Source organism: Alteromonas sp. MB-3u-76 (assembly GCF_002831605.1).
GTDB classification, from domain to species: domain Bacteria; phylum Pseudomonadota; class Gammaproteobacteria; order Enterobacterales; family Alteromonadaceae; genus Alteromonas; species Alteromonas hispanica.
The window spans coordinates 2,957,849-2,970,046 of sequence record NZ_CP025115.1 but is presented as its reverse complement, the minus strand read 5'-3'; the positions used below and the strand labels follow the sequence as shown (position 1 = coordinate 2,970,046).

The window sequence follows — 12,198 nt, the reverse complement described above, 5'->3', positions numbered from 1 at the left end:
AAGAGCTACATAGTAAAAACAGCGAAATAGTACAAAGCGCGACTAATAGAAACAAGAGGGCACCGAAAGGTGCCCTTTTTATTGGACGTTTAAAAAGGGAGCAGTTTTACTTTTTTTGTTTGCCGATACTTCTTGAGGTGTTCCTTGTGCCACAACGTCACCACCTTCTACTCCTGCACCCGGGCCAATATCTATAATGTAGTCGCTAGCAAACGCTACCTGCATATTATGCTCTACCATAACTACGCTGCTGCCTTCATCGACCAAGGTATTCAAATGTGCCATTAACAAGCTTATGTCAGCTGGATGCAGTCCTGTGGTAGGCTCATCAAGGACATAAAGCGTGTTCTTCTTTTCAACCCGTTTTAATTCGGTTGCTAATTTTATTCTCTGGGCTTCGCCACCAGATAGCTCGGTTGCAGGTTGACCTAACCGTAAATAACCTAGCCCAACTTGCTGCAATGCCTCTAGTGCCCGACAAATAGGTGCTTCGTCGGCAAATATCTCGTGCGCCTCTGCCACACTCAGTGATAAAACATCGGCAATGGAAAGGCCATTCCATGTTACTGATAACGTATCTTCGTCGTATCGTTTTGTATGACAAACTGGGCAGGGGGAGTAAACGCTTGGCATAAACAGAAGCTCTACTGAGACAAAGCCAACACCTTCACAATTCTCGCATCTACCCTTAGTGGTGTTAAATGAAAAGCGGCCAGCGTTATAGCCCAACTGTTTTGCAGAAGCGGTAGCGGCGAATAGTTTTCTCACGTGGTCGAAAAGACCTGTGTATGTTGCCAAGTTAGAGCGAGGCGTTCTGCCGATAGGAGCTTGGTTTACTACGACCAGACGTTTTACCTGCTCCAAGCCACCTGCTATGTGTCCACTAGCAGGCTCGTCTTTGTCACTGTTTAAAAGTGCTGTTTCATCAACGTCTAAATGCGAGTTTTTATCTAAACTCCGATCGGTGCTCTTACCTTTGCCAGCGCTTTCAAGCGCCTGTTTAATTAATTCAACTAGGGCGTGACTGACTAAACTCGATTTACCCGAGCCAGACAACCCAGTTACTGTTGTTATCGTGCCAAGGGGGAACTTGCAGTCCAAACCTTTTAAGTTATTTTTGTAGATATTCTTTAACGAAAGCCAGCCCGTAGGTTTGCGATTGAAGCGGGGAAGGCTGAGGGCGTTATTAAATAAGAATTGCGATGTTTCTGACTCAGTTGCGTTTTTTAACTTTTCTGCTGGGCCGTTAAATACGACTTGGCCTCCACCGTCTCCAGCTTTAGGGCCCACATCTACCACCCAATCTGCATGCTTTATTACACGTACGTTATGCTCTACCAGAAATACAGTATTACCGGCACTAACAAGTTCATCAAAAGCCGTTAAAAGCGCATCAATGTCGTTTGGATGTAGGCCCGAAGACGGCTCATCCATAATGTACACAACGCCGAAAAGTTTAGATTTAATTTGTGTGGCTAAACGCAAACGCTGAAGTTCACCGGCAGACACTGTAGTTGTGCTTCGTTCTAAAGAGAGATAGCCAAGGCCAAGAGCAATAATTGGAGCAAGTCGCGCGAGAATATCGTTAGCGATATTATTCAACACCTTCGCTTTTTCGTTTTGTTGGTTTGCAACGTTTTCGAGCAAGTCAGATAGTCGTGAAGCAACATCACTTAGGGAAAGACGTGAAAACTCAATAATATCTTTGCCACAAAGCGTTACAGAGAGCGACGACTGTTTAAGCTTCTTACCATTGCATTGAGAACAGGTAGCTACGTTCAAATACTCGGCAACACGCTGCTTTATTTTTTCTTTCTGCGAATATTTGAATGTTTCAAGCACATAGCTTTTTGCGCTGACAAACTTTCCCTTATAGCTAGCGGGTTCGTTGTCTTTTAGCGCACGACGAGTTTGCGCCAAGTTATAATTTCCATAAACAGGAACTTGAGGTGACTCGTCGGTAAATAAGATCCACTGACGCGTGTCTGCAGACAGTTCATTCCATGGAATGTCTACATCAATATCCAGTGATAGTAGTACTCTCACCAAATTTTTACCCTGCCATGCACCTGGCCAAGCCGCTATCGCTCCTTCACGAATAGAGAGGTGTGGGTCTGGTACCAGTTTATCTTCGGTAACATCAAAAACTTTGCCTATGCCTTGGCATTTATCGCAAGCGCCTTCGACGGTATTAGGTGAAAACGCATCTGCATAGATGATGTTCTGTCCCTCTGGATATTCACCGGCGCGGGAATATAGCATGCGAAGGCTGTTCGATATGGTAGTGATACTACCTACTGAAGAACGCACTGAAGGAGACCCCCTATGCTGATGAAGTCCAACTGCTGGTGGTAAACCCTCAATACTGTCTACCTCAGGCTTTTCAATCTGATCTATTAGTCGTCGAGCATAGGGTGATACTGAGTCTAGGTAACGATGCTGCGCTTCGGCAAATAGAGTCCCAAATGCGAGAGAAGATTTACCAGACCCAGATATCCCTGTAAAAGCGACAATACAGTTTCTTGGGATATCAACGTCGAGAGATTTTAAATTGTGAACGCGCGCTCCGCGCACTTGCACATTGTCATTTACCGAGCTAGTCATAGCGTGAAAGTGTTCCATCCTTGATTTGCAGTAAAATAAAAAGCCTAGCTATTTGGGCTAGGCTTTCAGGTAAATCAGTTTTTACTCAAAAAGCTATGAGCGGTAATGCTCATTTTGCAAGTCGAAACGATCTAAGTTCATTACTTTATACCAGGCTTTAACAAATGCATTCACAAACTTTTCATGCCCAGTAGATGCTCCGTAAACATCGCAAACCGCTCTTAATTGCAGGTTTGAACCGAACACTAAGTCACAGCGAGTAGCCGACCATTTCTTTTTACCTGTAGCCACGTCTTTACCATTGAACACTTGGTTCTTGTCGTCTACAGGAGCCCATTTGGTGTTGATATCGAGTAGGTTGACAAAGAAGTCATTGCTCAATACACCTGGCGTTTGCGTAAATACGCCGTGCTGAGAGCCGTCGAAATTGGTATCAAGCACCCTAAGACCGCCAACTAGTGCTGTCAACTCTGGCGCAGTCAGGTCTAATAAATGAGCTCTATCGATTAACATACGCTCGCTATCTACCGTACGATCTTCTAACGAACTGCCTGGTTTTATATAATTTCTGAAACCGTCTGCGTGGGGTTCAAGAAACGATATGTTGTGCTCATCGGTTTGTTCTGGCGTTGCATCCATTCTACCGGCGTCGAAAGGCACAATGATTTCGATACCAGCTTCTTCTGCTGCTTTTTCTATCGCAGTGCCACCAGCTAATACTACCAGGTCGGCCAAGGAGACTCGCTTACTTGTTTGCGCATCGTTGAAGGTTTTTTGAATGTCCTCAAGGGTGTGCAGAACACTCTTTAATTGCTTTGGATTATTGACTTCCCAATTAATCATAGGGTCGAGGCGAACTCTTGCACCATTTGCGCCGCCCCTAAGGTCTGTTTTTCTAAACGTAGAGGCCGATGCCCATGCCGCGCTAACAAGAGCAGATATGCTTTGATCGCTGGCCAGAATGCTCGCCTTTAATGCGGCAATATCGTCTTCGTCGATAAGCTCGTGATCGCACTTGGGAATGGGATCTTGCCAGATAAGAGTCTCATCAGGGACATCAGGGCCTAGTAGTCTGTTTTTAGGCCCCATGTCTCTATGAATCAGTTTATACCAGGCTTTCGCAAACGCGTCGTCTAACAATGCTGGCTCAGCTAAAAACTTTTCACATATTTCTTTGTAGGCTGGATCTTTTATCAGGGCTATATCTGTTGTCATCATCATAGGAGGATGGCGAAGTCCTTCCACATGTGCATCTGGAATGAGATCTGCTGCCTCTCCATTTTTAGGGCGCCAAGCCTTACCACCGGCGGGGCTTTCCGTTTGTTCCCATTCAAACTTAAACAAGTTTTTCAGGTACTCATGATCCCAGCGTGTGGGGTTTGATGTCCACGCACCCTCTATACCATTCGTTGTGGTGTATTGGGCATTACCCGTGCCGTTGCTGTTTAACCAACCAAGTCCTTGGCTTTCAATGGGAGCAGCGCTTGGCTCTGGCCCAAGGTGAGATTTGTCAGAGCCACCGTGACTCTTTCCAAATGCGTGCCCACCCGCGATTAAAGCAACGGTTTCTTCATCGTTCATTCCCATTCTGCCAAAGGTGATACGTATTTCTTGGGCTGAAGATACAGGGTCCATATTCCCAAACGGGCCCTCGGGATGAACGTAAATCAATGATTGACGTGATGCTGCAAGCGGATTTTCAAGATCGTAGTCTTCGGTACCGGGCTCGCCTGTCCAGCGTTTGTCTTGAGTGGCCATTTCAGTCTCTGGCCCCCAATAAGTCGCATCGTCAGCTTCCCAGCAGTCAATTCTGCCGCCACCAAAACCAAAGGTTTTAAAGCCCATTTGCTCAAGAGCGAGATTTCCCGTGAGCATGATCAAATCTGCCCACGATATATTGTCGCCGTATTTCAGTTTGATGGGTTGGAGTAAACGGATAGATTTATCAATATTGCCGTTATCTTCCCATGAATAAAGTGGAGCAAAACGCTGAAGGCCTTGTGCAGAGCCACCTCTGCCGTCAAATACACGGTAAGAGCCTGCAGAGTGCCACGCCATGCGGATCATTTGCGGTCCGTAGTTGCCGTAGTCTGCGGGCCAAAAATCTTGAGAGCTAGTTAACAGTTCTAAGATATCTTTTTTTACAGCGTCTAGGTCAAGAGATGCAAAGGCGGCAGGGTAATCAAAATCTTCTCCCAGCGGGTTTGCAGCGGGAGATTGGCTATGCAGCAGCTCAATGGGCAGTTGACCTGGCCACCAATTAGCATTCATAGGTGGAGTGCCTATTGCACCACCAATACGTTTACTTTCTATCGTTTCGTAACCGCCGGCGATGGGGCACTTCATTTTATCAGACATGCAGATTTTCCTTTTATGTTTAGCTCCTTGGGCAATGCCTTAATTGCTTATTGATACCGAGTATTCGTAACAGAGTACATATTAAAGCAAGGGCGGCAATTCAATCTGAAAGCGTAAAAGTAGTCTGCTTAATAGCATCCCGATATAAAACGTCGAGAACCAAGCTTAGCGCTTTATTATTTCAATATTCTCATATACTTGAATAAACCGTTTGTAGAGCCGTATAGTTATTGAACGGCGTCATAAGACGCCTCTTTACACATTGGTACGCCTACCTGTAGGTAAAGTTCATAACGCAACGCTAGGAGCAAATGCATATGCAGTTAAACAGCGCTTGCAAACAAAGCGCTTGCCATGCTCTGAGGCTGTCTTATGCATTGGAAGGATTGAAGTGAAACTTTAAAGCAAGTATTGAAGCTGACACTGAACCGCTTATTGATGTCGTTGACGACGCCGGAAAATATCAGCGATTAAAAACAGCCACATTGCAGCGAAACTGAAACGCCATGCAGTAAAAACGATTGAGGAGGGAGAGTGGCTGCTTCTAATGTGTTAAGAACATCATAAGGGTATAAAACAGCGCTATAACTCCAGACAAAACCAAAATATAGAGAAAGCCCTGTTTGCCTTGTTCCAGAGTGTATTTATTTGCTTGTAAATAACCAAACCATAGTAGTGATAAGATTAATGGAACGAGTACAATTATTTTTATCATGAAAAACCTTTATCTTTCTTACGGCCGTTTACTGGGATGCACGCATTAGACAAATGACGGGTCTAAACGAAACTTCGTCTCTTATACCATATATGGACCCTCTCCGATTGCAAGACACCGTGTTGACTTATTAACGTGATTCATTGCTGCCATATATTCGGCTTTTTCATGAAGTCATTTGACTTCTAGCCTTGATGGTTGTTCGCACCTTGTTGTCTCATCAATCCGGCGGCCTCGAAGGCCATTGGTATAAACTGATTTGAACAAGATGGTTATGAACCGTTAATCATCAGTACATTGTCTTTTTGCAATATGTTGATAGGCTTCCTGTTTTAGATTATTTACTTAACTTTGGTTTGGGTTTCATCGGCTAAGCCGCTGCTTTATTTATCAGTCCCGGCTGATAATCCTGTTGGTAATGCAGCATAGCCCAGGCCATTCTTACCATTTTGTTAGCCAGTGCGACGCACGCCTTGTTAAAGCTCATGCGGGCTAAACATGCCCGACACCACTGACTCACGTTATCGGTTTTATCTCCAATATGGCGCAAGGCGGCTCTGGCTCCGTTAATCATCTGGGTGCGTAAATACGTGTTCCCTCGCTTGCTAATACCTAACAACCTCGGGTTATCTCCCGTTGTATGTTGTTTGGGCACTACACCTAACCAAGCGGCTAAATGTCGGCCGCTATTAAAAGCCTGGCCTTGTCCAATGCCTGCATATAACGCGGTAGCAATCAATGGCCCGATTCCTGTCATGCTCATTAAACGCTCGCATACAGGCTGGCTTTGTGAGAACGCTTTCAACTCCTTGTCCATTTCTTTTATGCGCTCCCGCAGTTCCCGCAAATCATTGAGTAAGCCTTGAAACTGTCGGCGAGCTAGCATACTCAATCCATTGTCAGCCTCTTCCAGGGTAAAAGGCAGTTCTTTCACCAAAGCCGCTACACCCCGTGCATACACAATACCGTATTCGCTCAACAAGCCTCTTATCTGATTACTCAACGCCGTTTGCTGCGCTATCATACGCTCTCTAATCCGATGCATAAGCTGGACATCTTGTTGTTCCTGAGACTTAAACGGCACAAATCGCATCCCTTCGCGTTGTGAAGCCTCGGCTATCGCCTCTGCATCATTGTAATCATGTTTATTGCCTTTTCGGTATGCTACAACGTATTGCGGTGCTATCGCTTTGACTTCATGCCCGGCTTTCGTCAATTCCCTGCACCAGTAATGGCAACTTCCACAGGCTTCCATCACTACAATGCTTGGCTCCAGATGACTAAAATAGGACAACATCTGGTGACGCCTTAACTTCTTCTTTCTGAGCACTCTGCCTGATTGATTCATAAAAACTAAATGAAAAACAGACTTGGCGATATCAAGACCTATTGTTATCTTATTCATGTGACCCTCTTCTTCTTGATAGTGATTTGAATAACTCTATCTTGGCTCATTTGAAGCCTTTATGGGAGGAGAGGGTCCATACCATTAATCTATTGCATTAAATGCCAACATCACAACGTTACAGCCGCATTCATAAATAAGTTTTCATGTTGCCAAACAAAAAGGGCAGTAGGGCCTGCCTAGGCTGTTTCCTTTAACTCTTCATGTTCTAAGTATCTTTTTCGTTTTTTGTCTTTTATTTTCATGGTGTCCACTACCACTAACCCATCTATACAGTCGTTAAAGTCTGGGTCTACGTTAAAGCCGAGAAACGCAACTCCGCCAGTACGGGCAATTTCTGAATACTGTTTGTACAGTGTTGGCACATTCACCCCCATGTTGGCCAGTAGATGTTTTAGTTGGGTGAATTCCACTTTGTAATTGTCACCCTTAAACACATGTGGAGTGTCCTTTCCTACCTGAAAGGGGCGCTTACAGCTAGCATTTCCGAACTTTGGAGGGAAGTACGTGGAGTAAAATTGCACTAGCAAATTTTTTGCTGGCTCAGGATAGGCGTTACTTAGTGAAACTGCACCAAACAAATACCTATATTTTGGGTAGCGACTTAGAAATACACCAATGCCGTACCAGAGATAATCTAAGCTACGCTTACCCCAATAGCGAGGTTGAACAAAGCTTCTTCCCAGTTCTAAACCTTGTTGAAAAAGTGCGTCATTGTTATCGCCGTAATCAAACAGTGTTGCAGAGTAAAGCCCGGTTTCATGGTTAGTTTTAGAGAGTATTTCAGCGTCGCCGAAGCGATATGCACCAACAATTTCCAAATCGTCCGCATCCCACAGCACAAGGTGATAATAGTGTGAGTCATACTGATCGATATCCCGTCGTTTGTTAGTTCCTTCTCCAACGGCTCTAAATGCTATCTCGCGTAGTCGACCTATTTCTCTCATCACGGGAGAGCAGTGTTTATGCTGGTATAAATAAATCGATTTCCCATCAGAGGTTTGACCTAAATGCTCACAGTTTCGAATGGCCTGAGAAAGGACTTTTCTATCTTCGGGCATAGCAATAGGCGCCTGCGTTTCAAAAACACCACTCTTATTACTGCCAATTCGGTAAAGGTGTCGCTTAAACAGTTTTACTTTTTCTTTGATGTTTATTGATGGTCGCTGATAAGACTCAAACGGAATGAGTTCACCGATACGTATTGGCAGGTGTTTGCGTCGCTGCTTGAACATTTCTTTAACCAGCAAAGCAGTGGCGAGGGGTTTATAAATCATCGAAACGCCATAAAATAGTGGGCTGTTTTTGGCGTCGATAAAAACTGGAAGAATAGGGGATTTTACTTGGCGCGCGATGCGCAAAAACCCTGAGTTCCAATGGGTATCACGCACACCCTGAGGACGAAGACGAGATACCTCGCCTGCAGGAAAAATTAATACGGCGCCCTCTTCAGCAAGATGTGAATGTATTGCCGATAAATGTTGCTTGGGCGTGCCGCCTTCCATGTTATTAACCGGTAAAAGCATGTCGTGTAGCGGCGAAATAGCCATAAGCATTTCGTTCGCAACTACTTTTAAATCGTGGCGAACTTCACTTACCAACTTTATTAGTGCTAGGGCATCGAGAGAGCCAATAGGGTGGTTTGCAATAATAACCACTCGCCCTTCATGGGGAATACGCTCTTTTTCAATATCTCTGGTAGAGTAACTAATATTGAAATAGGCTAAAACTTGTTCAACAAAATCGATGTCATGGTAGTGCGGATAGGTTTTTCCAAACTCTTGAATGTCTTTTTCGTGCAGCAGATGGCTAAGGGCAAAAGACAGTGACTTAAACAATAATGGCTTGTTCGCAACTTGAGGGTAATGTTTGGTTAAAACGTCGTTGACAGTAAACATAGTTTCTCTCGTGTTTTTGCAAACGATAACAGTGCAATGTGACGTTTTTGACATACTTTTTTGTCAGTTATTTTACAAAAGCAAACGCACAGATTGTAATAACGAAGAACATTGATATGTGTATTTCTCGTTTACGTGCTCACCTTGAATCTTCTACCTCTATGGCATCGCCCCATGCATTCTCCTCCATTGCAGCAGTTTGTTAGGTAAGCATACATTTTTGAATTTACTGAAAAAGTAAGTAAACTGCGGGATGTAAATAAAATGTTTCGTCAGCAATGCTCAACACGCGCTAGCAATAAGGTTGTTAAAAATTTCGAACATTTAAAGAGCACATAAAAACATAATAAGAGAAAAACAATATGCGTATCGTGGTGACAGGTGGAGCAACAGGTCTGGGAAAATCCCTTGCGATCAAATGGGCAGAGAAGAACGAAAAAATTAAAATTTGCATTGCCTATGTGAACAGTGAGCGAGGTAACGAGACCGTACATGAGTTAACGTCCCTTGGCGCAGACGCATTTTTTATTTCTTGTGATATCACCTCGGATACCGATGTAGGAAAGCTTGCCAGTACACTGCGTACAAAGTGGGAAGGCGTCGACTACGTTTTCAACAACGCCGGTGTTGCTACGGGGGGAAGTTTACTTGATGAAACACTCGAACAATGGCAGTGGGTATGTGATATCAATATGCTGGGAATGGTGCGCGTGAGTAGAGCATTTTTACCTATGATGAAAACTCAAGGGCATGGTTATTTCGTCAATATCGCCTCACAAGCAGGATTGCCCCCGATTCCATATATGGGAAGCTACAACGCAATGAAAGCCGCGGTAGTGGGGTTCTCTGAAACAATGAAGCTTGAGCTAGCACCAGATAATATAAATGTTAGTGTGGTATGCCCAAGTTTTTTCAAAACCAATCTTGATGAGTCGATGCGCAGTTCAAATCCTGCATCGCACACAATGCTCAAAAAGCTTTTTGCAAAAGCTGACCTTAGTAAAGAAGATGTGGCTAATATCGTTTATGAGCAGGTTATGGCCAAACAATTCTTAATTTTGACCCATAAGTTAGGTAAACAGGCATATTTATTGAAAAAACTTCTCCCGTCGATGCGCTACATAAATATGATGCTATCGAAAACAAAAGCAATGAAAAAGGCGATGGCTAAACAAAGCGCGTAATGGATTTTTTTGCATAACGGGTTTTTCGGGCACAGCGCGCTTTCTTGTAATAGCGTGTAGAGCAGCATAAAGCGAATGCCTGAGTAATTTCGAACCAAGCGGAGAGATAATGAATAAGAATGTTGTAGACAAAGCACAAAATGTAAGACAGGGTGAAGAGCTTGATGTTGATGCTGTGAATGCGTGGCTTAAGCAAAATTTATCAGATCAAGTGAAAGCAAGCTGTGATAATTGCTCGTCTCTTCCTTCCGTTACTCAATATTCGGGAGGCGCATCAAATTGGACATATTGTTTAGATTACAAATACACTTCACTGATCCTTCGTAGAGCGCCTGCGGGAACGAAAGCAAAAGGCGCTCACGATATGGGCCGAGAATTCAGACTTCAGCACGCACTCAAGCCTGTCTATCGATATGTTCCAAACATGTATGCCTACTGTGAAGATGAAAGCGTTATTGGCACAGACTTTTATGTGATGGAGAAGTTTACCGGGGTTATACCTCGCAAAAACTTGCCCCGAAATTTAGCTACTACTAAGGCACAAACTGCCCAGTTATGCACGAATGTACTTGATAGTTTAATTGAACTTCACAAGGTGGATTATAAACAGGCCGACTTGTCTCATTTAGGCAAGGGCAGTGGCTATATAGAACGGCAAATAAGCGGGTGGAGTCAGCGTTACAGTAAAGCTAAAACCTGGAACGTACCGTCGGGAAAAAAGGTTATGCATTGGCTTGAAAAAAATATGCCTGACAATGAACGCATTTGCATTACTCATAACGACTTTCGCTTCGACAACGTTGTGCTAAATCCAGATAACTATACAGAAATCATTGGCGTGCTTGACTGGGAGTTGGCAACACTGGGCGACCCGCTAATGGATTTAGGTAATTCACTTGCATATTGGGTAGACGCAGACGATGACTTTCTAGCGCAGTCAACACGGCGTCAGCCAACTCATTTAGAGGGAATGCTAACGCGACAGCAAGTAGTTGCTTATTACTGCAATAAAATGGAAATAGAGATAGACGACTTTACCTTTTATGAAGTTTACGGACTGTTCCGCTTAGCCGGTATTGCCCAGCAAATTTATTATCGTTATCACCACGGTCAAACTAACAACCCGGCGTTTAAACGGTTTTGGATCTTCATTCACTATTTGTTATGGCGTTGCAATAAAGCCATAAAAGCATCAGGAAAAAAATAATGACAACAAGAGAAAATATTCTGATTACCGGCGCAAGCTCTGGACTGGGTAAAGGCATGGCCATCGAATTTGCAAAGAAAGGCCGCAATTTGGCGCTGTGCGCACGGCGTTTTGAAAATCTGGAAACATTGAAAGAAGAGTTGCTAGCGCTTAACCCCAATATCAAAGTGGCAATTCGTTCTTTAGATGTTAATGATCACGATGCAGTGTTTGAGGTGTTCGATGCATTCAAGCAAGACTTAGGATCTCTGGATAGAGTTATTGTTAATGCTGGTATGGGGAAGGGGGCGTCTATCGGTACGGGTTACTTTCACGCAAATAAGCAAACGGCGGTAACCAACTTTGTGTCTGCGCTGGCGCAGTGTGAAGCTGCCATGACCATATTCAGAGAACAAAATAGCGGACATTTAGTGACAATTTCGTCTATCAGCGCAGTGAGAGGTTTTAGGCGAGCGATGACAGTATACGCTGCAACCAAAGCTGGGCTGACGTCTTTGTCTGAGGGAATACGCATGGATGTTATGAATACTCCTATCAAGGTGACGTGTATCCATCCAGGGTTTATTCGCAGCGAAATAAATGAAAAAGTGGAAAAAGTCCCTTTTATTGTCGATACCGATGTTGGCTGTCGCGCAATGGTGAGTGCTATTGAAAAAGAAAAAGCAAACGCCTTTGTACCCGCGTGGCCGTGGGCTGTATTGCATTGGATAATGCGCATTGCGCCTGCAAGTGTCATTAGAAAAATGAGCTAAGAGCGCGTTATGGAAGAGGGGCTATGCGAAAGCGACTTTGGCCTCAAGTTTATTTGCAAAAGCTATAGACATAAA

The 12,198-nt window shown here is 44.1% G+C and carries 7 protein-coding genes; 3 read left to right on the top strand and 4 right to left on the bottom strand.

Annotated elements, in window-relative coordinates:
• Positions 1–78: 78 nt before the first annotated feature.
• From CW735_RS13270 to CW735_RS13255, 4 genes are all read right to left on the bottom strand, one after another.
• Positions 79–2,604 (bottom strand): excinuclease ABC subunit UvrA, encoded by a 2,526-nt coding sequence (locus tag CW735_RS13270; protein WP_100972568.1) that lies wholly within the window; start codon positions 2,602–2,604, stop codon positions 79–81.
• A gap of 93 nt (positions 2,605–2,697) precedes the next feature.
• On the bottom strand, positions 2,698–4,875 hold the full coding sequence (gene katG / locus CW735_RS13265) for a catalase/peroxidase HPI (RefSeq protein ID WP_442855914.1): 2,178 nt from the start codon (positions 4,873–4,875) through the stop codon (positions 2,698–2,700).
• A gap of 1,172 nt (positions 4,876–6,047) precedes the next feature.
• Positions 6,048–7,082, bottom strand: coding sequence for an IS110 family transposase (locus CW735_RS13260; RefSeq protein ID WP_100970735.1), 1,035 nt, complete (start codon positions 7,080–7,082; stop codon positions 6,048–6,050).
• A gap of 179 nt (positions 7,083–7,261) precedes the next feature.
• Positions 7,262–8,980, bottom strand: a complete 1,719-nt coding sequence (locus CW735_RS13255; RefSeq protein WP_100972566.1) for a GNAT family N-acyltransferase — start codon at positions 8,978–8,980, stop codon at positions 7,262–7,264.
• Positions 8,981–9,342: 362 nt separating this feature from the next.
• Here CW735_RS13255 and CW735_RS13250 point away from each other — a divergent pair, with 362 nt between their 5' ends.
• The 3 genes from CW735_RS13250 (at position 9,343) to CW735_RS13240 (ending at position 12,123) form a co-directional block, all read left to right on the top strand.
• A complete protein-coding gene (locus CW735_RS13250; protein WP_100972564.1) occupies positions 9,343–10,164 on the top strand; it encodes an SDR family oxidoreductase in 822 nt (273 codons plus the stop codon).
• A gap of 109 nt (positions 10,165–10,273) precedes the next feature.
• Positions 10,274–11,371, top strand: a complete 1,098-nt coding sequence (locus tag CW735_RS13245; protein ID WP_071980125.1) for a phosphotransferase family protein — start codon at positions 10,274–10,276, stop codon at positions 11,369–11,371.
• Entirely contained in the window at positions 11,371–12,123 is a 753-nt protein-coding gene (locus CW735_RS13240) for an SDR family oxidoreductase (RefSeq protein ID WP_071980124.1), read from the top strand. The genes CW735_RS13245 and CW735_RS13240 overlap by 1 nt, the downstream gene beginning before the upstream one ends.
• Positions 12,124–12,198 lie beyond the last annotated feature (75 nt).

Coding starts and splice junctions, on each gene's coding strand:
- CW735_RS13270 (WP_100972568.1), bottom strand. CDS start 2,604: ATGACTAGCTCGGTAAATGACAATGTGCAAGTGCGCGGAGCGCGCGTT.
- katG (WP_442855914.1), bottom strand. CDS start 4,875: ATGAATGCTAATTGGTGGCCAGGTCAACTGCCCATTGAGCTGCTGCAT.
- CW735_RS13260 (WP_100970735.1), bottom strand. CDS start 7,082: ATGAATAAGATAACAATAGGTCTTGATATCGCCAAGTCTGTTTTTCAT.
- CW735_RS13255 (WP_100972566.1), bottom strand. CDS start 8,980: ATGTTTACTGTCAACGACGTTTTAACCAAACATTACCCTCAAGTTGCG.
- CW735_RS13250 (WP_100972564.1), top strand. CDS start 9,343: ATGCGTATCGTGGTGACAGGTGGAGCAACAGGTCTGGGAAAATCCCTT.
- CW735_RS13245 (WP_071980125.1), top strand. CDS start 10,274: ATGAATAAGAATGTTGTAGACAAAGCACAAAATGTAAGACAGGGTGAA.
- CW735_RS13240 (WP_071980124.1), top strand. CDS start 11,371: ATGACAACAAGAGAAAATATTCTGATTACCGGCGCAAGCTCTGGACTG.